Consider the following 23,647-nt stretch of genomic DNA (forward strand, 5'->3'; position numbering starts at 1 on the left):
ACGTTGCCAAAAGTTTAGGCCCGAACGAAGCGTTTTTTGCGGTGTACCGGTCGGCGGTGCATCCCGGCCTTGAAGAAACCAGAATGGTATTGTGAGAAGTGGATTGGATCGCCAATTGCATGGCGCCTCCCAAGTCTGCTTCCCAAGTCTCGAGAGACGAGCCCAAGCAAGCTCAAGCGAACCGCCAAGCAAAAAGGCAAGCCCATCCATGCGGAAAACCCTGCTGTTCCCTCTGGGCGCGCTCACCGGAGCGTGTCTCACCCTTCTGGTCGCCAGCCCGCACGGTGGTGTATGGGCGGCACGGGCGGCAGCGAGCGCGGACGATGCCTATTCCCAGCTCAACCTGTTCGGCACGGTGTTCGAGCGCGTCAAGGCAAGCTATGTCGAGAAGCCCGACAACGCCAAGATGATCGAAGGCGCGATCACGGGCATGGTGACCTCGCTCGATCCGCATTCGCGCTACATGAACGCGAAGGCCTGGACCGAGATGCAGGAGACCACCTCGGGCGAGTTCGGCGGCCTCGGCATCGAGGTCACGATGGAAGACGGTCTCGTGAAGGTCGTTTCCCCGATCGACGATACGCCCGCCTCGAAGGCCGGCCTGATGTCCGGCGACCTCATCAGCAAGATCGACGGCGAGGCCGTGCAGGGCATGACGCTCGAGCAGGCCGTCAACAAGATGAAGGGCCCGGTCGATACCAAGACCAAGCTCACCATCGTGCGCAAGGGCGCGGAAGCGCCGCTCGACGTCGCGATCACGCGCGAGATCATCCATGTGCGCCCGGTGCGCTTCCACGTCGAGAACGGCGACATCGGTTATATCCGCGTCACCTCGTTCAACGAGCAGACCACCGACGGCCTGAAGAAGGCGATCGCCGCGATCTCCAAGCAAGTGCCGCAGGAGAAGCTCACCGGCTACGTGATGGACCTGCGCAACAATCCGGGCGGCCTGCTCGACCAGGCCGTCTCGGTGTCGAGCGCCTTCCTCCAGCGCGGCGAGGTCGTCTCGACCCGCGGCCGCAGCCCGGAAGAGACCCAGCGCTTCACCGCGCATGGCGGCGACCTCACCAGGGGCAAGCCGCTGGTGGTCCTGGTCAATGGCGGCTCGGCCTCGGCTTCCGAGATCGTGGCCGGCGCGCTGCACGATCACAAGCGTGCGACCATCATCGGCACGCGCTCGTTCGGCAAGGGTTCGGTGCAGACGGTCATTCCGCTCGGTGCCGGCAATGGCGCGCTGGCGCTGACCACCGCGCGCTACTACACGCCGTCCGGCCGCTCGATCCAGGCCCAGGGCATCGCCCCCGACATCGAGATCCTGCAGGACGTGCCGCCGGAGCTGAAGGGCCGCATGGATACCATGGCGGAGTCCCAGATGCGCGGGCATCTCTCAGCCGGCGAGGGCGGCGAGCAGACCGGATCGCAGTCCTACGTTCCGCCGAAGGAGGAGGACGACAAGGCCCTGCATGCCGCGTACGACTTCCTGCACGGCGTCACCGCCAATGCGGTGGCCGCAAAGCCCGCGTCGAAGGCCGCAGTGCCGAACTAGGTCTGACGACCTCCAGACATCGATCGCCCGGGAGTGGATGTCCACTCCCGGGCGAATTTGTTTAGGACGCCGTCTCAATGATCCGGGCTGCGCTCGTGGCCTAACTCGCCTCGCGGCGGCGGGCTTTCGCGCCGCCGCGCTGGGCGAGGCGGCTGCGATGCAGCGCGAACAGCTCCAGCACCTTGTCGGCGGGCTTCGCGGCGCTGAACAGATAGCCCTGCATCTCGGAACAGCCGAGCGCGCGGAGCAGACGCTGTTGCTCTTCGGTCTCGACGCCCTCGGCCGTGGTGGTCATGCGGCGCGCAGCCGCCAGATTGACGACGGCCTGGACGATGCTGGCCGAGCCGTCGGGACCGGCGATGTCGTCGACGAAGCAGCGGTCGATCTTGATCTTGTCGAACGGGAAGCGGTGCAAATAGCTCAGCGACGAGTAGCCGGTGCCGAAATCGTCGAGCGCGATGCGCACGCCGATGGCGCGGAGCTGGTGCAGGATCGCCAGCGCCGTGTCGTCGTCGCGGATCAGCACCGCCTCGGTGATCTCGAGCTCGAGCCGGCTCGCCGGCAGGTTGGAAGCAGCGAGCGCCGCCATGATCTTCAGCGCCAGCGTGCCGCTCTTGAACTGCACCGGCGAGACGTTGACGGCGAGGCGGATGTCGTCGGGCCAGTTCGCAGCGTCCCGGCAGGCTGTCGCCAGCACCCATTCGCCGATCTCGTTGATCAGGCCGGTATCTTCGGCGATGGGGATGAACTCCGCCGGCGAGACCATGCCGCGCGCGGGATGACGCCAGCGCACCAATGCCTCGCAGCCGGTGATGCGATCATCCTTCAGGCTGAGGCAGGGCTGGTAATAGACCTCGAGGCCGCCATCGCGCCCGCCTTGGGCGATGGCGTGGCGCAGGTCGCTCTCGAGTTGCCGGCGCTCGCGGACCTTGGCATCCATCTCCGGCTCGAAGAAGCGATAGGTGCGGCGTCCGGCGGACTTGGCGGCGTACATCGCCATGTCCGCGTTCTTGAGGACCTGGTCGAGCGCCGTGCCGTGTTCCGGCGCGAGCGCAATGCCGATGCTGGCGTCGGTGGTGAGATGATGGCCCATGCAGTCGAACGGCGCGCGGATGGCGGCGAAGACCCGCGCGACGAGCTCGTTGACCTGGTCGAGCGACGCCACCGCGCTCTGGACGATCGCGAATTCGTCGCCGCCGAGCCGCGCCACAAAATCCGCCGGGCCGGCACAGCGGCGCAGGCTTCCGGCAATCGATTTCAACAGCTCGTCGCCGACGAGATGGCCGAGCGCGTCGTTGACGCCCTTGAACTCGTCGATGTCGATGTAATGCACCGCGATCTGTTCGTCGTTGCCGACGGCGGCCAGCTCTTCGCGCAGATGCTCGTGGAACATGGTGCGGTTGGGCAGGTCGGTCAGCGCGTCGTAATGGGCGAGGTGGGTGATGCGCTCCTCGATCCGGCGGCGCTCGGTGATGTCCTCATGGGTCGCCACCCAGCCACCGTCCGTGAGCGGCTCGTTGAGGATGTGGATCGAGCGGCCGTCGGAGGTGTCGACCACCATGGAATTGCGCGTATGGACGCCCTTCAGCACGCGCACGACATAGTCGTCGACGTCGCCCGTGAACGAGCCGGTCGCCTTGCGATGGGCGATGATGTCGTGGAAGCTCGAGCCGGGCTTCACGATCTCGGCCGACAATCCGTACATTTCGAGATAGCGCTGATTGCAGACCACCAGCCGCTGCTCGGCGTCGAACAGCAAGAGGCCCTGCGTCATGTTGTTGACGGCACGATCGAGCCGCTGCTTTTCCAGCGTCAGCCGTTCCCGCGAGAGGCGGTGCTGCTCCAGAAGCTTGCGCACGACCGCGATCAGCACGCCTGCGATGGCGAGTGCGGAAGAGGCGGCCACCGAGATCAGGATGCCGATCTGCTCGCGCCAGTCCGTCAAGGCGGAGGCGCGCGTCGTGGTGGCCATCATCAGGATCGGGAAGTGGGGCAGGGCGCGCGAGGAGATCAGCCTGTCTTCGCCGTCGACGGGGCTCATGAATCGTCCGGCGAAGTGATCGAGGTCGAAGACTCTCTGCTGCGCAGTCGTGCCGGACTTGAAATTCCGCCCCATCAATTCGCTGGAATGGGGATAGCGGGCGAGCAGCGTGCCGTCCCGATGCAGCATCGAGATCGTCGCGCCCTCACCGAGCACGACGGAGGCGAAGAACTTCTCGAAATTGGCGGGTTCGATGCCGCGCCCGACGACACCCAGAAACTCGCCGTTCGGCCCGACGATCCTGCGCACGATCAGGACGGTCCAGGCGCCGGAGACGCGACTGTGCAACGGCTCGATCAGGATATCAGGCGAATAGGGATCGTATTTGAAGGTGCGAAAATAGGCGCGGTCGGCAACGTTCACTTTCGGAGCGGGCCACGCCGTCGACGAATTGATCAGATTGCCTTCGGCATCGATGATGTTGACGCCGCCGATGTAGGGCAGCGCCTCGATCTTCGAGCGCAACATCCGGTGGACGTCCTCGCCGGCGAGGCGCTTGCGATAGTCCTCCACGGTCCTGATTCCGGTCGTGCGGACGTGATCGACGAAGTCCTTCTGGATGACCGCGAAATCCTGCAATTGCTGATCGAAATGATGGGCGAGCAGCAGCGCCGTGTTTTCCAGCTCGCGGCTGGAGTTGCGCAGCGCCCGCTCGCGGAAGTTCTGTGCCATCAGGACCGAGCCTATGGCGATGGCCGCGATCAGCAGGGCGCCGCCCACCACCAGCCAGCGGATCGGTCCGCTGCGCACGAAGGCGTGGTCAAAGAGGCGACTGCCGAATCTCGTCATCATGCTGGATCATTGCCGTGCACACGTCAGGATCAATTCTTGGCCCCGAAGACACCCGTTGGTTTACGGGAACGGTGTGGAGGCGAAGTTAGGAAGCGCGGTTAACGCTGTGTGAACGGTCGCGCGCAAATGCAATCGAGGTCCGGCGATATCGGGGGCAGGAATTGCCGAAAGCATTCCAGGGTGCCGGTCAATTCCTGCCGGCGACGCCACAATCAACCAAGGCCTAACCATCTAACATGTTGGGGATCCTCACGTCGGGATTGGCACGTGATTTGCGAGATGCCTGCTGACGACACAGAGAGGACGCAACGATGAAAAACACCCTGAAGAACTTCCTTGCCGACGAGCGTGGGGCAACGGCGATCGAGTACGGCCTGATCGCGGCCGGCATCGCGCTGGCCATCATCACCGTCGTGAACGGCATGGGCGCCAAGCTCAACAGCAAATTCACCGCGATCAGCGCGTCGCTGCGCTGATCGCGCGGGTTCCGCTGCGCGCCAGTATCATCACCACGATCAGCGCCGCGACGATGTTCGCGGCGGCTCCGATCAGGATCGGCATCGTATAGCTGTGGTTGACGTCGTAGGCGAAGCCGGCCGCACTCGGGCCAATCAGCGTGCCGAACGCCACGCTGGTGTAGAGAATGCCGATGATTCCGCTGACATTGCGTCCGCCGAAATAGTCCATGACCACAGAGGGCAGCACCGCGACCCAGCCGCCGTAGAACACGCCGTAGACGAAGGCAAAAGCGGCGAGGGTCCAGACATCAGCGGCAATCGCCCAGATCGCCATCGCGAGCGCCATTCCGGTCAGGACCATGATCAGCGAGCGGTCGCGGCCCATCCGGTCGGCGAGTGCGCCGAGAAAGAAGCGGCCTGCGGTGCTGCCGGCCCCGATCACGCCGAGCAGCAGCACGGCAGAGGACGCCGCGACCCCGTGGTCGCGCGCGTAGGGCACGAGATGGACGAACGGGACGAAGGCTCCGAACGAGCAGACCAGACACGACAGGTAGAGAGCGACAAACCGCGTCGACCGGATGGCCTCGCGCACGGATGCGCCGCCGGCGTTGTTGGCGCCCGCGGCATCGCGAGGCGGATCGCCATCGGGTCCGAGGCCGCGGTGCTTCGGATCGTTCTCGATGAGCAGCGACATCCCGCCGCCCAGCACCAGCGCAATCGCGCCCAGCACCAGATAGGCTCCGCGCCAGCCCACCGAGGCGATCAGCAATGAGGCGAGCGGCGGCATCGCCAGCGTACCGAGCCCGATGCCACTCACCGCGAGCCCGGAGGCAAAGCCGCGGCGCCTGACGAACCAGCGTTGCACCGCGCCGATGGCCGGAACATAGGCGCAGCCGACGCCGAGCCCGACGCCGAGCCCGTAGGCGAGATAGACCTCGACGACGGACCGGGCAGCGCTCGCGGCCGCAAGTCCGAACGCGACCAGGATCATGCCGACGACGGCCAGGGGACGCGAGCCGAACCGGTCGGCGAGGGGACCGCTGACGAGGCCGAGCGCGAAGTACAGAAAGCCCGCGATCGAGAACACCAGCGAGATCGACCCGCGCGAGGCGCCGAAATCCCGCTGGAGCGGCTCGAGGAATGCGCTGAACGTGTAGGCGGAGCCGAAGCCGACGAACATGACGGCAAACGCCGCCGCGACGACGAACCAGCCATGGAAAATGCTTCGCTGAGCGAGCGTGGATTGAATGGTCAATGCTGCCTCCGCGAGGTGAGGGAAGGATGGCGACGATGCCAGGACGTGGCCCGCTGGAAGGCCGCGCCGGCGCGCACCAGCGTGGCCTCGCCGAGATGGGCGGCGATAAGTTGGAACGCGATCGGCAGCCCGTCTGCGGACGCACCACCTGGCAGCGTGATGGTGGGATGACCGGTCATGTCGAACGGGCAGGTGTAGCGCTGCAGCTTCGCGATCAGATCCGGTTGTTCGCCGAGCGTCTGGATCATGGCAAGCGTCACTGGCGGGAACGGATGCACCGGGATCAGCAGCATGTCGATGGTCTCGAACAGCGCGGTCACCCGGCGGCGTAGCGCCAGCCGCCGCAGCAGGATCTTTTGATAATCGAGAGCAGAGAGAGCGCGGCCGGTCTCGATCACGGAGGCGAGGATCGGACCATACTCATCCTTGCGGGCGGGATAGGTCGCCTCATGAGCGACCGCAGCTTCCACCGCACAGTTCGGCGTCCAGTCGGCGATCGCCTGCGTGACGTCGGGAAATCGGACATTGACGGTGTCGGCGCCAAGCGCGCGGAAAACATCGATGGCGTCCGCCAGCACGCGCTGGGTCGCAACGTCCACGTCGTCGCTGTTCCAGGCGGGATCGACGCCGATCCGCAAGCCCCGCACGTCCTGTGCGGCGGCGGCCAGATAGTCGGGCACCGGATCGGCCAGCGACGTCGGGTCGCTCGGATCGTGTCCGGCGATGACGCCGAGCAGCGCACCGGCGTCGGCCGCGCTGCGGCCGATCGGTCCGACATGGTCGAGCGTCGCGGCAAGCTCGAAGGTGCCGTGGCGGCTGACGCGGCCCCAGCTCGGCTTCAATCCGGTCAAGCCGTTGGCGGCGCAGGGCCAGCGGATCGAACCGCCGGTGTCGGAGCCGAGCGAGCCGAAGCAAAGTCCGGCAGCCGTCGCGACCGCCGAGCCGCTGGACGAAATACCCGGCCAGTAGCTCGCATTCCACGGATTCTTCGGCGGCTTCACCAGCGGATGGTGATCGGCATAGGCACCCTCGGTGAGTTGCACCTTGCCGAGGATCACGGCGCCCGCGTTCTTGAGCCGGCGCACGACGGTTGCGTCTTCACTGGGACGAAAGTCGCGATGAAGCGTGGTGCCTGCCGCCGTCGGAACGCCCTCGGTCCAGAACAGGTCCTTGAGCGCAATCGGCACGCCATGCAGGGGGCCCCGATACCGGCCCTGCGCGATGTCGGCGTCCGCGGCTTCCGCCTCGGCCATGGCCGTTTCCGCCATCACGTGAACGTAGCTGCCGAGATCGCGGTCGATGGAGTCGATCCGGTCGAGTTGCGCGCGCGTCACATCCAGCGCCGAGATTTCGCGCGACTTGAGGCGTGCCGCGAGCGCAGTGAGTTCGAGATAGTGCAGGGCGTCGGCCACGGCTCGGTTCTCCATTCCGGTGATCGCAGAGGCGCTCGACCCCGAGGGATCGTTCGACACAGGTATAACTGGAATACAGGTGTCGATTGCTGTCAACCAGTAAATCTGTTTTACTGGTGTTCAAATCTTTGGTGTTCCGATGTCGAAAGAGTCGCGCAAATTCCAGGTTCCCGACGCGTTGGCGAACCTCTACGATTTCGCCAACACGCTTGATGTTCGCCACTTCACGCATTTCGGCGTGGAGCACCCGGAGAGCGATGCGCTTGGCAGCCCGAAGGACCTGGCGGACTGGATGCGGGAACGCGGCCTTGGCGCCAAGGGCGGCCACGTCACGCCCGCAATGTTCGAGACTGCGCTGAGGATGCGCGAGGCCTTGCGCGCCTATCTGCAGTGTGAGCCGAGCGAGCGGCTCCGGAACAAGAGCGTTCTCGGCGCGCTCAATGACGCGCTGGCGCCGTTTCCGTTGCGGGTGGAGGCGCACGCAGGCCGTGGCGCAACGCTGTCAGCAGCGCGCGAGGATGCGCTCGCCGGCCTGTCGGCCATCGCGATCGAGCTTCATGACGCAACTCTCGTGGGAACGCTGGACCGGCTGAAGATGTGCTCGTCGGAGGAATGCCGCCGGGTGTTTTTCGACCGGTCGAAACCGTCGACGCGGCGGTGGTGCATGTCGACGCTATGCGGCAACCGGATGAAGACGCGCGCTTATCGCGAGCGGCAGCGCGAGGCGAAATAGAACGGATTACGCAGTCAGGCGCGGTAGTGGCCGGACTTGCCGCCGAGCTTCTCGACCAGATGGATGCCCTCGATGCGCACGCCGCGCTCGACCGCCTTGATCATGTCGTAGATGGTGAGGCAGGCGACTGACACGGCCGTGAGGGCCTCCATCTCGACGCCGGTCGGACCCGTCACCTTGACGCTGGCGCGGACGAGGCAGCCCGGCAGTTTTGCGTCGGGCTCGATGTCGAGCGTCACCTTCGACAGCGCCAGCGGATGGCAGAGCGGGATCAACTCCGAGGTACGCTTGGCGGCCATGATGCCGGCGATGCGGGCGGTCCCGAGCACGTCGCCCTTCTTGGCGTTGCCGGATACGATCAGATCGAGCGTCGCCTTGGTCATGACGACCCGGCCTTCCGCGACCGCAAGCCGCTCGGTCGCCGGCTTGTCGGACACGTCGACCATCCGCGCCTCGCCGGAGGCGCCGATATGGGTGAGGGCCGGGACGGCCTTCTTGGCCGGCTTGCGCGCCATGTCAGCGCGTGCCCGTCGCGCGCGCCGTCGTCTCGCGCGCGAGCAGCGTGCGCGTCGCGGCGGTGACGTCGTCCTGCCGCATCAGGCTCTCGCCGACCAGGAAGGTCGACATGCCGACGCGCTCGAGCCGGGCGAGGTCGGCGGGCGTGAAGATGCCGCTCTCGCCGACCATCAGCCGATCCCCGGGGATCAGCGGCGCCAGTGTTTCGCTGGTCGCGAGCGTGGTCTCGAAGGTGCGAAGATTTCGGTTGTTGACCCCGATCATGGGCGAGCGGAGCCTGAGTGCGCGGTCGAGCTCGGCGCGGTCGTGGATCTCGATCAGCACGTCCATGCCGTAGGTGATCGCGGCGTCTTCGAGGTCTTTTGCCGTGGCATCATCGAGCGCGGCCATGATGATCAGGATGCAGTCGGCGCCGTGCGCGCGCGCTTCGGTCACCTGATAGGTGTCGAACATGAAATCCTTGCGCAGCACCGGCAGTGCCGTCGCTGCACGCGCCGCCACCATGAAGTCGAGATGGCCCTGGAACGAGGGCGTGTCGGTCAGCACCGACAGGCAGGCCGCGCCGCCGGCCTCATAGGCTTTCGCGAGCGCGGGCGGATCGAAATCGGCGCGGATCAGCCCCTTCGACGGCGAGGCCTTTTTCACCTCCGCGATCAGCGCGTAGTCGCCATTGGCGTGCTTGGCCTTGATCGCGCGCACGAAGCCGCGCGGTGCGGCTTGCGCCTTGGCCTTCGCCTCCACCGCCGACAGCGGCTGCGCGCGCTTGGCGGCGGCGATCTCTTCGCGCTTATAGGCTTCGATCTTGGTCAGGATGTCCGACATGTCAGGTTTAGCCGTTCGAGATCGCGATCAGGTGCTTCAGCTTCGCGTTGGCGGCACCGCTGTCGATCGACTTCATGCCGATCGCGACGCCCTCCTTGAGGTCCTTGGCGCGGCCGGCCACGACCAGCGCGGCGGCGGCGTTCATCAGCGCGACGTCGCGGTAGGCGCTCGGCTTGCCGTCGAGCACGCCCTGCAGGGCGATTGCGTTGGCGTCGGCGTCACCGCCTTTGAGCGCGCCGGCCTCGCAGCGCGGCAGGCCGGCATCCTCCGGCGTCACCTCGAAATTCCGGATCTCGCCGTTGTGGAGCGCTGAGACGAAGGTCGGGCCGGTGAGGGTGATCTCGTCGAGGCCGTCGGAGCCGTGGACGACCCAGGCGGATTCGGAGCCGAGGTTCTTCAGCACCTGCGCCAGCGGCTGCACCCATTGCCGCGAGAACACGCCGACCATCTGCCGCTTCACGCCGGCCGGGTTGGACAGGGGGCCGAGCAGATTGAAGATCGTGCGCGTCGCAAGCTCGACCCGGGTCGGGCCGACATTCTTCATGGCCGGGTGATGGGCGGGAGCGAACATGAAGCCGATACCGCATTCGCGCACGCAGTGGCCGACCTGCTCGGGCCTGAGGTCGATCTTCACCCCGAGCGAAGCCAGCACGTCGGCCGCGCCCGAGCGCGACGACAGCGCGCGGTTGCCATGCTTGGCCACCGGCACGCCGGCGCCGGAGACGATGAAGGAGGCGCAGGTCGAGACGTTGACCGAGCCGGAGCCGTCGCCGCCGGTGCCGACGATGTCGACGGCTTCAGGCGGTGCCGTCACGCTCAGCATCTTGGAGCGCATCGCCGTAACAGCGCCGGTGATCTCGTCCACGGTCTCGCCGCGCACCCGCAGCGCCATCAACAAGCCGCCCATCTGCGAGGGCGTGGCCTCGCCACTCATCATGGCGTCGAAGGCGGAAGCCGCTTCCTCACGCGACAGGCTGGCGCCGGTCGCCACTTTTCCAATGATCGATTTCAGGTCGTCCATCGCGTGCTTTCAACTTACTGCTGGTTCGCGCCGGTCACCTGCGCGAAGGCGGCCTGATTAATGGTGGTCCCGATGTCGGTTTCAAGCTTGTTGACGTAGGAAGCGACCTGCTCCTCGGTCTGGGCACGGTCGAGGCTTTCCTTCAGCTTCTTGACCGCGTCGGAGGCGGCGTCGACCGCGGGTTCGACGATGTCGGTGACGCGGAAGACGATCACCTCGGTGCCCCCGGTCACCGGCGTCTGTCCGACGCCGTCCTTGGCGGTGCGGAAGGCGGCCGATACGACGGCTGCGGGCACGCCGGCGGGCGTATCGTCGCGCTTGAAGCCGGTTGCAGTCTCGACCTTGGCGCCGATCGCTGCGGCTTCATCGGCAAGCTTGCCGCCGGATTCGAGCTTCTGCACCATCTCGGTCGCCTTGGCCTTGAGCTTGGTGGCGATCTGGTCCTGGCGCCAGCGCGCCTCGACCTGGTCGCGGACCTCGTCGAGATTGCGGTCGCGCGAAGGCGTGATGGCGAGCACGTCGTACCAGACGTAGCCGCCCTTGAACGAGATCGAGTCGTTGTCGACGCCGACATCGGTGTTGAAGGCCTGCGACACCACGTCGAGGCCCTGCGGAATGTTGGCGACCGGCTGGCCGTTCGGGGCGCGGCCGGAGCGGTCGACCGCGTCGATGGTCACGGCGGTGAGGCCGAGCTTCTGCGCCGCGTCGATCACGCTGGCGCCGCCGCCGCGCTCGTCTTCCATCTTGTCGCGGAGGTCGGCGACCTTGACGCGCGCGCGCTCGGTGGCGATCTCGCGCTTGATGTCGCCGGCAAGGCTGGCGTAGTCGGCCTCTTTGCCCGGCTCGATCTTGTCGACCCTCACGATCGCGACGCCAAGCCCGCCCTGGATCGGCTGGCTGATCTCGCCGGCGGGGAGCGCGAAGGCGGCATCGCCGACTGCGGCAGCGAGCGAAGACTTGGTCACGAGCCCGAGGTCGACGTCGGAGGCGCTCAGCCCGCGCTCCTTGCCGAGGTCCTCGAACGACATTCCGCCGACGAGGCGCTCGCGTGCGGCCTGCGCGTCGGTCACGTTGGGAAACACGATCTGCTGGATCTGGCGCTTCTCCGGCGTGCCGAGCCGGTCCTTGCGTTGCTCGAACACCTTCTTGGCGTCCTCGTCGGAGACTTCGCTCCACTTGCCGATTTCTTCCGGCGAGACCACGACGAAGGAGATCTTGCGGTATTCGGGCGCGCGGAACTGGACCTTGTGGTCCTCGAAATAGGCGGCGAGCGCCTCGGGCGAGGGCGCGTCGATCTGGCCGGCCTGGGCGGCATCGAGCCTGACGAATTCGATGGCGCGCTGCTCGTTCTGGAAGCGCGTCAGCACGTCGATCATGGCCTTCGGCGGCTCGAGGCCGGCGCCGATCGTGCCAGTGATCTGCCGGCGCAGCGACACCTTGCGCTGCTCGGCGACGTAGCGCTGCTCGGTATAGCCGAAATTGCGGATCACGGCCTGGAACCGGTTCGCATCGAAGCTGCCGCCGACGCCCTTGAAGTTGGGGTCGTTCATGATGACCTGGCGGATCTGGTCGTCGGACTGGCCGAGCCCGAGCCGGCGCGCCTCTTCGTCGAGGGCAGCTTCGGCGATCGTCTGCTGCAGCACCTGGCGGTCGAGGCCGAAGGCACGCGCCTGGTCGGGCGTCAGCGGACGGCCGAACTGGCGGCTGATCTGTTGCAGGCGGTCCGTGTAGATCTGGCGGAACTCGTTCAGCGAAATCTCGGTGCTGCCGATCTTGGCCACCGTGGACTGCCCGAAGCCCTTGAAGATGTCGGCGATGCCCCAAATGCCGAAACTGACGATCAACACGCCCATCACCACGGCCATAATGGTCTTGCCGAGCCAGTTTGATGAGGCCTTGCGCATTCCTCGAAGCATTTGGTCCAACTTGTTTGAGCAGGAGGGGAACGGGATCGCGTCTTAATGCAGATTCAGCAAAAGCGCGTCACCAAATTGATCAATCATCATAAAGTGGTGGCTTTCCCCCCGCAACCTCGGGTCCGGCGACCGTTTGCGGCTGCGGTTAAAAGCCTCTGGTCTCTGGAACTGCAGCAGGTCCTCTGCTAGCGCATGCACAAACCTCATTTTGCTGGAAATTGACATGACCGACGCCATCCGCCCCCTGATCGCCGGCAATTGGAAAATGAACGGCCTGAAGGCCCAGGCTGCCGAGTTCGACGCCATGCTCGACGGTGCGGCCGAGGTGAGCGGCAAGGCCGATCTGCTGGTCTGCCCGCCTGTGACCCTGATTGCCACCTTCGCCGACAAGGCGCGCGGCAAGAAAGTCGGGGTCGGCGCCCAGGATTGCCACCCCAAGGCCTCCGGTGCCCATACCGGCGATATCGCCGCCGAAATGCTGGCTGATGCCGGGGCAACGGCCATCATCGTCGGCCATTCCGAGCGCCGCGCCGACCACGGCGAGGGCGATGCCCTGATCCGGCAGAAGGCCGAGGCTGTCTGGCGCGCCGGTGCGACGGCGATCGTCTGCATCGGCGAGACCCAAGCCCAGCGCGACGCCGGCCAGACCCTGGACATCCTGCGCGGGCAGCTCGCCGGCTCGCTGCCTGAGGGCTCGACGGCCGCGAATCTCATCGTGGCCTATGAGCCGGTCTGGGCGATCGGCACCGGGCTCACCCCCACAGCGAAGGATGTCGAGCAGATTCATGGGTTTATCCGGGAGGTCCTGACCTCCCGGTTCAAGACCGACGGGGCGAAGATGCGCATCCTCTACGGCGGCTCGGTCAAGCCCTCGAATGCGGCCGAGCTGATGGCGGTCAAGAACGTCAACGGCGCCCTGGTCGGCGGCGCCAGCCTGAAGGCGGCCGATTTCCTTGCGATCGCGAAGGGCTGCTCCTAGCTAACCTCAAGCGGCTGATCCGGACCCGATCGGGGGTGGCAATGCCCCCTCTGATCGTGTAACACCGCGCAACTTCAGGAAAACCCGCGAAGCGCGATCGGCCGCCGTCAGGCGCCGCCCGCTTGTGACGGAAGGATACTATGCAGACCGTTGTCATCGTCATCCACCTCATGATCGTCGCCGTCATGATCGGCGCCGTCCTGCTCCAGAAGTCGGAAGGCGGCGGCCTCGGCATGGGCGGCGGTGCAGGCTTCATGTCGAGCCGCGGCACCGCGAACCTCTTGACGCGGACCACCGCGATTCTTGCCGCCGGCTTCTTCCTCACCAGCATGTTCCTGTCCTGGCATGCGGGCTACAGCCGCGCGCCGTCGTCGATCATCGGCACGCCGGCGTCACAGGGCCAGCCGGCCGGCGGATCGCCGATCGCGCCGCCGACCTCGGGCGGCATCCTGGATTCGCTGAAGAAGGCCGACGAGCAGCAGCAGGCGCCGGCTCCGAGCGGCCCGCAGGTGCCCCGTTCGCAATAAAGCAGGGGGGCCATGCAGGGCGGCGGCTACCGTCCTGCATCAACAATCCCCATCAAGGCACTGTCACCACTCTTAGTTTTGGCTCACCCACAGGCCCGCAAAATTTTTGGGGCGGAATACGAATCGCTTTGGCGAATCGAATTCGAGGGATTAGAGGTTAAGTCCCATGGCGCGGTACATTTTCATCACCGGCGGCGTGGTTTCTTCGCTCGGCAAGGGTCTGGCTTCAGCGGCACTCGGTGCGCTGTTGCAAGCCCGGGGCTACAAGGTCCGCCTCCGCAAGCTCGACCCCTATCTCAACCTCGATCCCGGAACGATGTCGCCGTATCAGCACGGCGAAGTGTTCGTGACCGATGACGGCGCGGAGACCGATCTCGATCTCGGTCACTACGAGCGCTTCACGGGCCGGCCTGCGACGAAGCAGGACAACATCACCACGGGACGCATCTATCAGGACATCATCTCCAAGGAGCGCCGCGGCGATTATCTCGGCGCGACCATCCAGGTGGTTCCGCACGTCACCAACGCCATCAAGGAATTCGTCCTCTCCGGCAATGACGATTACGATTTCGTTCTGGTCGAGATCGGCGGCACCGTCGGCGACATCGAGGGCCTGCCGTTCTTCGAGGCGATCCGCCAGCTCAAGAACGAGCTGCCGCGCGATCACGCCATCTACATTCACCTCACGCTCCTGCCTTACATTCCGAGCGCCGGTGAGTTGAAGACCAAGCCGACGCAGCACTCCGTGAAGGAGCTGCGCTCGATCGGCATTCAGCCGGACATCCTGCTCTGCCGCACCGACCGCGAGATTCCGAAGGAAGAGCGGCGCAAGCTGGGTCTGTTCTGTAACGTGCGTGAAAGCGCCGTGATCGAGGCGCGCGACGCCGACAGCATCTACGCCGTGCCCGAAGCCTATCACGCTGCGGGCCTCGACGACGAAGTGCTTGCCGCCTTCGGCATCGAATCGCGCATCCCGCCGGTGCTCAAGAGCTGGCACCAGATCAACGAACGCATCCGCAATCCCGAGGGCGACGTCACCATCGCCATCGTCGGCAAATATACCGGCATGAAGGATGCGTATAAGTCGCTGATCGAGGCGCTCTCGCATGGCGGCATCGCCAACAAGGTCAAGGTCAACCTCGACTGGATCGAGAGCGAGATCTTTGAGAAGGAAGATCCCGCGCCGTTCCTCGAGCACGTCAACGGCATCCTGGTGCCCGGCGGATTCGGTCAGCGCGGTGCGGAAGGCAAGATCCGCGCGGCGCAGTTCGCGCGCGAGCGCGACGTGCCGTATTTCGGTATCTGCTTCGGCATGCAGATGGCGGTGATCGAGGCCGCGCGAAATCTCGTCGGCATCGAGGACGCCAACTCTACCGAATTCGGCCCGACCAAGGAGCCGCTGGTCGGCCTGATGACGGAGTGGCTGCGCGGCAACGAGCTGGAAAAGCGCTCGCAGGCCGGCGATCTCGGCGGCACGATGCGGCTTGGCGCCTATCCCGCCGCGCTCAACCGCGGCAGCCGCGTCTCGCAGGTCTATGGTGGCGCAACCGAGATTTCCGAGCGGCACCGCCACCGCTACGAGGTCAACACCGCCTACAAGGACCGCCTCGAGCAGCATGGGCTGAAATTCTCAGGCCTGTCGCCCGACGGCGTGCTGCCTGAAATCGTCGAGTACGAGGACCATCCCTGGTTCATCGGCGTCCAGTTCCACCCCGAGCTGAAGTCGCGGCCGTTCGAGCCGCATCCGCTGTTCGCGTCCTTCATTCGGGCGGCGATGGTGCAGAGCCGGCTGGTGTAGCGCACGCTCTCCCTTTGACGATTGCGCGTTTTGTTGCGACAAGCTCCCTGCAAGAACAACAATGCAGGAGTGAACTCCAATGATCTACGAAATGCGCGTCTATCGCTGTGTCCCCGGCCGGCTGCCGGCGCTGTTGAAGCGGTTCGAGACCGCAACGCTGAAGATCTGGGAGAAGCACGGCATCAAGCAGGCCGGGTTCTTCACGACCGTGATCGGTGAATCCAACCAGGAGCTGACCTATTTCCTGGCCTGGGACTCCCTCGCCGAGCGCGAGAAGAAGTGGGGCGCGTTCATGACCGATCCGGACTGGATGAAGGCGCGCGCCGAGAGCGAGGCCGACGGCCAGATCGTCGGCAACATCGTCAGCCAGATCCTGACGCCGACCGCCTTCTCCTCGGTCAAGTAGCAGCTCCTGCAAGGGAGGCGCCGGGGAGCCCCGGCGCAACCCTGTTATTCAAGCAGCCCGGCCCGAATAGGGTTGATCCGCCCCTCATCGCGGCTATGGTCACGCCGAAACGAGGGATTGGCCTTGAGCTCTTCAAATTCAGCAGCGCCCGTCGTCACCATCGGCACAGTCAAGTTCGGCAATGATCTTCCGATCTCGATCATTGCCGGACCCTGCCAGCTCGAAAGCCGTCAGCATGCGCTGGAGGTCGCCTCCGCGCTGAAGGAGATCGCGGCACGGCTGAACATCGGCCTCGTCTACAAGACCTCGTTCGACAAGGCCAACCGCACCAGCGCGTCGGCGGCGCGCGGGCTGGGCCTCGCGCAGTCGCTGCCGATCTTCGCCGAAATCCGCTCCTCGCTCGGCCTGCCTGTCCTGACCGACGTGCACGAGGCCACGCAATGCGCCGAGGTCGCGCAGGCCGTGGACATCCTGCAGATCCCCGCTTTCCTCTGCCGGCAGACCGATCTGTTGCTGGCTGCTGCCGCAACCGGCAAGGCCGTCAACGTCAAGAAGGGGCAGTTCCTGGCGCCGTGGGACATGGCGAATGTCGTCACGAAGATCACCAGCGCGGATAATCCCAACGTGCTCGTCACCGAGCGCGGGGCGTCCTTCGGCTACAACACGCTGGTCTCCGACATGCGCGCGCTGCCGATCCTGGCGCGCACTACCGGTGCGCCCGTCATCTTCGACGCCACGCATTCGGTGCAGCAGCCGGGCGGGAAGGGGACCTCGTCGGGCGGTGAGCGCGAGTTCGTGCCGGTGCTGGCGCGCGCGGCCGTGGCGGTCGGCGTTGCCGGCGTCTTTATCGAGACCCATCCCGACCCCGACAGTGCGCCGTCCGACGGACCCAACATGGTGCCGCTGCGCGAGTTCGAGGGGCTGATCGCCAGACTGAAAGCGTTCGACGCGCTGGCAAAGAACCCGCGCTGATGCAGCAAGGCGAGGCGCGGCCGCACGATCACGGCCTGCCGGCCGCCCTCTACGTCATATCAGGAGCGAGCTTCGCCGCGGCGCTTTCGGCGCGCGCACTCGACCCGGTGCTGCCGCACGTCGCCGAGGATTTTGGCGTCAGCATTGCCACCGCCGCGGGCTTTGCCGCGGTGTTCGCCTTCACCTTCTCGATCATCCAGCCCATTGTCGGCGCCGCCGCCGATCTGTTCGGCAAGACGCGGCTGATGATCGGCTGCCTCGCGCTGCTTGGGCTTGCCAACATCCTTGGCGCGCTCTCGTCCTCGTTCTCGGTTCTGTTTGCGACCCGCATCCTCGCCGGCATCGGCTCCGGCGGCGTGTTTCCGGTGGCGCTGAGCCTGACCAGCGATCTCGTCGGGCCCGAGAAACGTCAGGTGGCTATCAGCCGCACGCTTGCCGGCGCCATGACCGGCAATCTGCTCGGTGCCTCGGCCTCCGGCCTGATCGGCGACTTTCTTGGCTGGCGCGGCGTGCTCGCGGTGCTCGGCGCGCTCGTGATCGTGGCGTCGATCGCGGTTGCCGCCGGCTTTCGCGGCGCCAAAGTCAAGCACCCGCCGAAGACGAGCCTGTCGGCGCTGAAGGCCGGCTATCGCACCATCTTCACCAATCCGAACGCCTATGTCTGCTATTCGGCGGTGTTCATCGAAGGCTGCTGCGTGCTCGGCCTGTTTCCCTACATCGCCTCGTTCTTGTTCGAGCTGGGGCAGACCTCGCTGTCGATCGCCGGCATGGTCATCGCGGGCTTTGCGGTCGGCGGCCTGTTCTACACGCTGACGGTGTCGCGTCTGCTGCCGTGGCTCGGCGTCAAGGGCATGATGATCGCAGGCATGACGCTGGTCGCCTCGCAGCTCGTCGCCGTCGCGTTCGGTCCGCGCTGGGAAGTGCAGGCGCTGAATCTCATCGTGATGGGATGGGGCTTCTACATCGCCCATGGCTGTCTGCAGGTGTTCGCCAGCGAGCTCTCGGTCGAGGCGCGCGCCACCGCGTTGTCGCTGCATTCGTTCTTTTTCTTCATGGGGCAGACCGTGGGACCGCTCGCCTATGGCTTCGGGCTCCAGCATGCCGGCAAGATGCCGACCCTGTTCGCGAGCGCAGCGATCATGGTCGTGCTGGGCTTCGTCTGCGCTCAATTGCTCAAGGCGCGGGCACCGTCTGACGCGCGCTGACGTGCATTCGGTGACCTAAGCGGCCTCGGCCCCCACCACGACACACACACACACGAAAGTCGATCTGCTGAGCGCGTATTCCAGTGCGATATCGCCGGGTGCCTGGTAAATATGCAACCTTCTGTTGCCTTACAATCACACCGTAGTGGAAATCGCCGACTCATCCGCCGACGAAACCGATCATCGGTGGCTCGCTGGCGGCGAAGCAGCTAAATTTTTCTCGTTTGAAATATCTGGCGATTGAGGGCAGCGCAGGGCCCCAGCGGAATTTTTGATGATCCGGGCGGATGGGGTTGGGCCCACGCGTGTGGCGCTGTTCAGCAGGGCTTTTCTAGCCGGCACAGCTCTTGCGGCGGTTGTATTGCTGCCGTCCCTGGCGCGAGCGCAGGTCTGGCAGGATGGCGGCGTCGCCAACGGCAATTACAACGAGCCAACCAATTGGTCGACTAACACCGTCCCCGACACCGCAGGCGAAACCGCGACCTTTTCCGCCACGGGCACGACGGCCGTCACAATTCCCCTTGGCCCCATCTCACCCCAGTCCTGGATTTTCGACGCTGCGTCCCAGAGCTACGCGATAAGCGGTCAGGCAGTGAATTTTGCCACCGGCATCACCAACAATGCCGTCGGCGTCGGCACTTTCATCTCGATCAGCAACAACATGACGGGCGCCACGATCTCGCAGGCGGGGTCCAGCAGATTGACGCTGTCCGGCACCAACTCGTTCACCACCACGAGCGTTACCGCCGGGACGTTCGTCAACACGGGCACACTGACGACGTCGCTGACCGTCAGTGCGATCGCGACCAATCAAGGTACCCTGATCGGCGACATCACCACCACCACCAGTTTCTCCAATGTCCCAGGCGGCATCATCTCCGCCACGACGATTGCCAACAACGGTGGCACGTTCTTCAACAATGGCTCGATCACGACCACCGGAGGCACGACCAATGCCGCCGGCGCCACCTTCAACACGACGGGCACGGTCAACGGCGGGCTGACGAATTCGGGCACGGCCAACGCGAGGGGCGTGTTCAATGACGGCATCACCAACCAGGGCGGCGGCTCCTTCGCGCTGATCGGCGATCTGACCACCAATGGTGCGGTGACCAACAACGCGACATCGAGCCTGGCCGTGCAGTTCGGCAGCTTTACCGGCATCACGGCGCTGACGAACAATTCGACCTCGGCCACCGCGGTCCAGGTCTCGGCGGGCCGGACGCTGAGCGCGGCCAGCATCGCCAACAACGCTGGCACGTTCACCAACGGCGGTACGGTGACGACAACTGCCGGGACGACGAACGCAGCCGGCGGCACCTTCACGACAACTGGAACGGTCAATGGCGGACTGACGAATTCCGGCACGGCGAACGCAGCCGGCACGCTCAACGGCAACGTCGACCATCAAAGCGGTACCTTCACGGTGACCGGTGCGCTCACCGTCAACGGTACCCTCACCACCGGCGCGACATCCGACCTCTTCGTTTCCGGCGGCGATCTCAATGTCACCACGCTGATCAATCAGTCCAACGCGATGGTTCACGCGGTCTGGATCGACGCCGGGCGTACCGTCAATGCCACCACCTTCACGAACTCCGCGGGCCAAGTCAGCGTTTCTGGAGTACTGAACGCCACCAATACCATCTTGAACGACGGCAAGATGATCATCGACGCCACCGGCACGGTCAATGCATCGATCAACAGCATCTCCGAATACATCGCGCTCAACGGAACGATCAACGGGAACGTCACGATTTCGGCCCCTAGCCAGTTGAGCTCGGGAGGCGGCAGCGTGTCGGGACGCGTGACCCTCGCCACCGCCGGCGCGATCGCCGACGTTACCGGTGTCGGCGCGAGCTTTGGATCGGTAGCCGGCGTGGCGGGCAGCGTGCTCGATACCGGTGCCTTCACCATGACGGCGGGCGGCGACAATTCGTCCTCGACCTTCGCGGGGTCCTTGACCGGGAGTGGCGCCTTCGTGAAGACGGGCTCCGGCATCATGAGCCTGACGGGCGACGGCAGCGCCTATACGGGCACGACCACGGTCAACGGTGGCACGCTCGTTGTCGATGGCTCGATGGCGTCATCGAGCCTCACCACGGTGAACGCGACTGCAGCGCTGGCCGGCATCGGCACGGTGGGGGCGCTCCAGGTCACCGCGGGTGGCATTTTCTCGCCGGGTGGTGCGGGGGCGCCGGGAACATCCATGACCGTGGCAAGCCTCGCGATGCAATCAGGGGCCCTGTTCAGTGTTTTCGTCGATCCCGTAACCTCGAGCTTTGCCAATGTGACGGGAAGCGCAACACTTGGCGGCGCCACCGTCGGTGCGCATTTTGTCGCTGGCTCTTACGTCGCCAAGCAGTACACGATCCTGAATGCGGGCAGCATCAGCGGCCATTTCGATCCCATCGTGGCGAACACCGGCCTGCCGTCGGGCTTCCACACGACGCTGAGCTATGACACCACCCATGCCTATCTGAATCTTGCGCTGAACTTCGCGCCGCCGTCCGGTAGCCTCAATGGCAACCAACAGAGCATCGGCAACGCCATTATCAACTATTTCAACAGCAACGGCACGATCCCGATGGCGTTCGGTGGTCTCACGCCGGTCGGTCTGACCCAGCTCTCCGGCGAGGTCGGCAGCGCCTCGCAGCAGACCACGTTCAACGCGATGAACCAGTTCATGGGCGTGATGACGGATCTGTTCGTGGCCGGCCGTGGCGATCCCGTCGGCGCCAGCGGCGCGCCGAATGCCTTTGCCGAGGAGAGCATGACTTATGCCGCGAAGGGCGCGAGCCGCTCGAAGGGCGAGCGCGACGCCTATGCCGCGATCTACGCCAAGGCACCGCCAATCGTGCCAGGGTTCGAGCAGCGCTGGAGCGTCTGGGCGGCGGGGTTCGGCGGAGCGCAGCAAACCGACGGGAACGCCACCATCGGTTCGAACACCACCACAAGCAACCTCTACGGCACCGCGGTCGGCGCGGATTATCGCATCTCCCGCGATACGCTGGTCGGTTTCGCGCTCGCCGGCGGCGGCACCAACTTCACCGTGGCCAATGCGCTCGGCGGCGGCCGCTCCGATCTGTTCCAGGCTGGCGCGTTCTTCCGGCACATCGTCGGGCCGGCCTATATCACCGGCGCGCTGGCTTATGGCTGGCAGGACATCACGACCGATCGCACGCTGACGGTTGCCGGCGTCGATCGCCTACGCGCCGAGTTCAACGCCAACGCCTATTCCGGCCGGCTCGAGGGCGGCTACCGCATCGTCACGCAGGGCGTCGGCTTCACGCCCTATGCGGCGGCCCAGTTCACCACCTTCGACTTGCCGGCTTACGCCGAGCAGGCCATCGTCGGCAGCAACCAGTTTGCGCTGGCCTACAATTCGAAGAGCGTCACCGACACCCGCACTGAGCTCGGCTTGCGCACGGACAAGGCCTTCGCGCAGGCAGATGGCATTGTCACGCTACGCGGCCGCATCGCCTGGGCGCATGATTTCAATCCTGACCGCGCTATCGGGGCCACGTTCCAAACTCTGCCCGGCGCGAGCTTCGTCGTAAACGGCGCGGCAATGGCCTCGGACTCCGCGCTGGTGACGGGATCGGTCGAGAAGAAATGGCTGAACGGCTGGTCGGCCGCTGGCACGTTCGAGGGCGAATTCTCGGGTGTCACGCGCTCCTACGCAGGCAAGGGCGTCGTGCGGTACGCGTGGTGATCGCAGACGCGGGACGCGCGGCTCACCCCCGCCCACGATACGGCGCGACGCCTTGCTCGGGCACCCACAGGCCCTTGGGCACGCGGCCGGTCTGCCAGAACACGTCGATCGGGATGCCGCCGCGCGGATACCAGTAGCCGCCGATGCGCAGCCATTTCGGCTTGATCTCGCTGGCAATGCGCTTGCCGATCATCACGGTGCAGTCCTCGTGGAAGGCGCCGTGATTGCGGAAGCTTGCGATGTAGAGTTTGAGCGATTTCGATTCCAGCAGCCACGGACCAGGCGCATAGTCGATCATCAGATGCGCGAAATCCGGCTGGCCTGTGACCGGACAGAGCGAGGTGAATTCCGGCACGGTGAAGCGCACCAGATAGTCGGTGCCCTTTTGCGGATTGGGCACGCGGTCGAGCTGGGCGTCTTCCGGTGTGTGCGGCCATTCGACCGCGCGGCCGAGCTGGAGGGATTTCTTCGCCATCGTCGTCACATCCTGTTTCGGATGCCGGGATGGACGCAAATGCCGCTGCCGTCAACCGGCCGCGATCGTCTGGATCATGACGATGCGATCGTTGCCGGACTCGCAGCCCCAGAGTTCGCCCGGTCGGCCGTCGAGCTGGCGTACATTGGCGTTGGCCCTGTCGCTCGCGAAGACGTTGAACGTCTCAGTGGCGGGATCGAAACGCACGATGGCGTTGGCCGAAAAATCCGTCAGCCAGACCTTGTCCTTGTCGTCGACAAAGACAGCGTAGGCGCGGGGACGCTCGCCCGGCAGCTTCCAGCTCTTCCACGATCCATCGGCGGGATCGTGCACCGAGACATGGCCGCTGTTCCATTCGCTGACCCAGATCCGGCTCTTCGAATCCGACCAGACGCGCCGCGATCCCTGGCCTGGCGTTGGCGGCTCGACAACGCTGGCACGGCCGGTCGCCAGATCGATCCTGGCGATATAGCTGCCGGCAAGCGAGGCGTACCAGACCTCGCCCTTGGGCGTCACCGTGATGCCATAGGGGCCGACGCCCTTGGGCGCCTTGAACACATTCATGTCGCCGGACTTCGGCGCGAGGCGGCCGTAGTAGCCGGACTGGCCGGTGAACCAGTAGGTGCCTTCCTTGTCGAACACACCGGTGTTGAGATTGGCGGAGGCGAACTTTTCCGGCAGGCGGAACAGCGTGACCTTGAGATCGCCGGGATCGACCCGGGCGATCGCGTTCTGGCCGCCCTCGGTGATCCAGGGCGCGCCATCGGGGCCGATGGTGACACCATGCGGCGCGGCGCCCTGACCGAGGCTGACCGTCTTGAAACGGCCATCCCGGGGATCAAGCCTGCCGAGCAGGCCCTTGCCCTGCGCCGTGAACCAGACCGAACCGTCAGGGGCGGGCGTCAGATCGTGCAGGCCGATGCCGGCACTGATCGGGAAGTATTTTGTCCGGAACGGGCCCTCTTGGGCAAAACCAGGGCGGGCCACGAACAGGGCGGTGCTGGAAGCAAGAAACTGGCGGCGATTCATGGCGTTACCCCGACTGCTTGGGATTGAGG

Annotated in this window: 19 protein-coding genes; 10 read left to right on the forward strand and 9 right to left on the reverse strand. The window is 65.4% G+C overall.

The window, feature by feature from the left end; all coding sequences use genetic code 11:
* Positions 1–208: 208 nt before the first annotated feature.
* Positions 209–1,546, forward strand: a complete 1,338-nt coding sequence (locus RAD10_RS29990) for a S41 family peptidase (protein WP_461620322.1) — start codon at positions 209–211, stop codon at positions 1,544–1,546.
* Between the two features lie 100 nt (positions 1,547–1,646).
* On the opposite strand, the gene RAD10_RS29995 is transcribed toward RAD10_RS29990, so the two are convergent.
* A complete protein-coding gene (locus RAD10_RS29995) occupies positions 1,647–4,379 on the reverse strand; it encodes a bifunctional diguanylate cyclase/phosphodiesterase (protein ID WP_461620323.1) in 2,733 nt (910 codons plus the stop codon).
* 311 nt (positions 4,380–4,690) lie between these two features.
* Here RAD10_RS29995 and RAD10_RS30000 point away from each other — a divergent pair, with 311 nt between their 5' ends.
* Positions 4,691–4,855 carry a Flp family type IVb pilin gene (locus tag RAD10_RS30000; RefSeq protein WP_018320265.1) on the forward strand — a complete coding sequence of 55 codons (165 nt, stop codon included), beginning with the start codon at positions 4,691–4,693 and terminating at the stop codon, positions 4,853–4,855.
* Here RAD10_RS30000 and RAD10_RS30005 read toward each other — a convergent pair.
* Positions 4,836–6,092, reverse strand: a complete 1,257-nt coding sequence (locus tag RAD10_RS30005; RefSeq protein WP_461620324.1) for an MFS transporter — start codon at positions 6,090–6,092, stop codon at positions 4,836–4,838. The two genes, RAD10_RS30000 and RAD10_RS30005, sit on opposite strands and share 20 nt — an antisense overlap.
* Positions 6,089–7,504, reverse strand: coding sequence for an amidase (locus RAD10_RS30010; RefSeq protein WP_461620325.1), 1,416 nt, complete (start codon positions 7,502–7,504; stop codon positions 6,089–6,091). The genes RAD10_RS30005 and RAD10_RS30010 overlap by 4 nt, the downstream gene beginning before the upstream one ends.
* Before the next feature lie 139 nt (positions 7,505–7,643).
* On the opposite strand from RAD10_RS30010, the gene RAD10_RS30015 reads away from it, so the two are divergent.
* Positions 7,644–8,237 carry a CGNR zinc finger domain-containing protein gene (locus RAD10_RS30015; RefSeq protein ID WP_461620326.1) on the forward strand — a complete coding sequence of 198 codons (594 nt, stop codon included), beginning with the start codon at positions 7,644–7,646 and terminating at the stop codon, positions 8,235–8,237.
* Positions 8,238–8,251: 14 nt separating this feature from the next.
* Here RAD10_RS30015 and moaC read toward each other — a convergent pair whose 3' ends face one another.
* From moaC to RAD10_RS30035, 4 genes are read right to left on the reverse strand one after another with little or no spacing between them, the layout of a single operon-like run.
* Positions 8,252–8,752, reverse strand: coding sequence for a cyclic pyranopterin monophosphate synthase MoaC (gene moaC / locus RAD10_RS30020; RefSeq protein WP_018320268.1), 501 nt, complete (start codon positions 8,750–8,752; stop codon positions 8,252–8,254).
* Between the two features lies 1 nt (position 8,753).
* Positions 8,754–9,575, reverse strand: coding sequence for an indole-3-glycerol phosphate synthase TrpC (gene trpC / locus RAD10_RS30025; RefSeq protein ID WP_461620327.1), 822 nt, complete (start codon positions 9,573–9,575; stop codon positions 8,754–8,756).
* Between the two features lie 7 nt (positions 9,576–9,582).
* Complete coding sequence (gene trpD, locus RAD10_RS30030) at positions 9,583–10,596, reverse strand: anthranilate phosphoribosyltransferase (protein WP_461620328.1); 1,014 nt, start codon at positions 10,594–10,596, stop codon at positions 9,583–9,585.
* Positions 10,597–10,610: 14 nt separating this feature from the next.
* On the reverse strand, positions 10,611–12,512 hold the full coding sequence (locus tag RAD10_RS30035; protein WP_461620329.1) for a SurA N-terminal domain-containing protein: 1,902 nt from the start codon (positions 12,510–12,512) through the stop codon (positions 10,611–10,613).
* A 223-nt stretch (positions 12,513–12,735) separates the two neighbouring features.
* Between RAD10_RS30035 and tpiA the strand changes: the two genes are divergently transcribed.
* The 7 genes from tpiA to RAD10_RS30070 all read left to right on the forward strand — a co-directional run bounded on the left by tpiA (position 12,736) and on the right by RAD10_RS30070 (position 22,114).
* Positions 12,736–13,491 (forward strand): triose-phosphate isomerase, encoded by a 756-nt coding sequence (gene tpiA / locus RAD10_RS30040; protein WP_461620330.1) that lies wholly within the window; start codon positions 12,736–12,738, stop codon positions 13,489–13,491.
* A 140-nt stretch (positions 13,492–13,631) separates the two neighbouring features.
* Positions 13,632–14,018, forward strand: coding sequence for a preprotein translocase subunit SecG (secG, locus tag RAD10_RS30045; RefSeq protein WP_018320274.1), 387 nt, complete (start codon positions 13,632–13,634; stop codon positions 14,016–14,018).
* A 166-nt stretch (positions 14,019–14,184) separates the two neighbouring features.
* Positions 14,185–15,816 (forward strand): CTP synthase, encoded by a 1,632-nt coding sequence (locus tag RAD10_RS30050; protein ID WP_018320275.1) that lies wholly within the window; start codon positions 14,185–14,187, stop codon positions 15,814–15,816.
* Positions 15,817–15,895: 79 nt separating this feature from the next.
* The gene (locus RAD10_RS30055; protein ID WP_461620331.1) at positions 15,896–16,222 is read left to right on the forward strand and encodes an NIPSNAP family protein; all 327 of its coding nucleotides are present in this window, start codon (positions 15,896–15,898) and stop codon (positions 16,220–16,222) included.
* Positions 16,223–16,345: 123 nt separating this feature from the next.
* Positions 16,346–17,194, forward strand: a complete 849-nt coding sequence (kdsA, locus tag RAD10_RS30060) for a 3-deoxy-8-phosphooctulonate synthase (RefSeq protein WP_461620332.1) — start codon at positions 16,346–16,348, stop codon at positions 17,192–17,194.
* Positions 17,194–18,399 (forward strand): MFS transporter, encoded by a 1,206-nt coding sequence (locus RAD10_RS30065; RefSeq protein ID WP_091965739.1) that lies wholly within the window; start codon positions 17,194–17,196, stop codon positions 18,397–18,399. The genes kdsA and RAD10_RS30065 overlap by 1 nt, the downstream gene beginning before the upstream one ends.
* A gap of 361 nt (positions 18,400–18,760) precedes the next feature.
* Positions 18,761–22,114, forward strand: coding sequence for an autotransporter outer membrane beta-barrel domain-containing protein (locus RAD10_RS30070; RefSeq protein ID WP_461620333.1), 3,354 nt, complete (start codon positions 18,761–18,763; stop codon positions 22,112–22,114).
* Between the two features lie 22 nt (positions 22,115–22,136).
* Here the strand turns inward: RAD10_RS30070 and queF are convergent, their stop codons facing one another.
* A complete protein-coding gene (queF, locus tag RAD10_RS30075; protein WP_165637764.1) occupies positions 22,137–22,589 on the reverse strand; it encodes a preQ(1) synthase in 453 nt (150 codons plus the stop codon).
* A gap of 51 nt (positions 22,590–22,640) precedes the next feature.
* Positions 22,641–23,618 (reverse strand): Vgb family protein, encoded by a 978-nt coding sequence (locus tag RAD10_RS30080; protein WP_461620334.1) that lies wholly within the window; start codon positions 23,616–23,618, stop codon positions 22,641–22,643.
* Between the last annotated feature and the right edge of the window lie 29 nt (positions 23,619–23,647).

Source organism: Bradyrhizobium sp. 23AC, from assembly GCF_054863025.1.

Coding starts and splice junctions, on each gene's coding strand:
- RAD10_RS29990 (WP_461620322.1), top strand. CDS start 209: ATGCGGAAAACCCTGCTGTTCCCTCTGGGCGCGCTCACCGGAGCGTGT.
- RAD10_RS29995 (WP_461620323.1), bottom strand. CDS start 4,379: ATGATGACGAGATTCGGCAGTCGCCTCTTTGACCACGCCTTCGTGCGC.
- RAD10_RS30000 (WP_018320265.1), top strand. CDS start 4,691: ATGAAAAACACCCTGAAGAACTTCCTTGCCGACGAGCGTGGGGCAACG.
- RAD10_RS30015 (WP_461620326.1), top strand. CDS start 7,644: ATGTCGAAAGAGTCGCGCAAATTCCAGGTTCCCGACGCGTTGGCGAAC.
- moaC (WP_018320268.1), bottom strand. CDS start 8,752: ATGGCGCGCAAGCCGGCCAAGAAGGCCGTCCCGGCCCTCACCCATATC.
- trpC (WP_461620327.1), bottom strand. CDS start 9,575: ATGTCGGACATCCTGACCAAGATCGAAGCCTATAAGCGCGAAGAGATC.
- trpD (WP_461620328.1), bottom strand. CDS start 10,596: ATGGACGACCTGAAATCGATCATTGGAAAAGTGGCGACCGGCGCCAGC.
- RAD10_RS30035 (WP_461620329.1), bottom strand. CDS start 12,512: ATGCTTCGAGGAATGCGCAAGGCCTCATCAAACTGGCTCGGCAAGACC.
- tpiA (WP_461620330.1), top strand. CDS start 12,736: ATGACCGACGCCATCCGCCCCCTGATCGCCGGCAATTGGAAAATGAAC.
- secG (WP_018320274.1), top strand. CDS start 13,632: ATGCAGACCGTTGTCATCGTCATCCACCTCATGATCGTCGCCGTCATG.
- RAD10_RS30050 (WP_018320275.1), top strand. CDS start 14,185: ATGGCGCGGTACATTTTCATCACCGGCGGCGTGGTTTCTTCGCTCGGC.
- RAD10_RS30055 (WP_461620331.1), top strand. CDS start 15,896: ATGATCTACGAAATGCGCGTCTATCGCTGTGTCCCCGGCCGGCTGCCG.
- RAD10_RS30065 (WP_091965739.1), top strand. CDS start 17,194: ATGCAGCAAGGCGAGGCGCGGCCGCACGATCACGGCCTGCCGGCCGCC.
- queF (WP_165637764.1), bottom strand. CDS start 22,589: ATGGCGAAGAAATCCCTCCAGCTCGGCCGCGCGGTCGAATGGCCGCAC.
- RAD10_RS30080 (WP_461620334.1), bottom strand. CDS start 23,618: ATGAATCGCCGCCAGTTTCTTGCTTCCAGCACCGCCCTGTTCGTGGCC.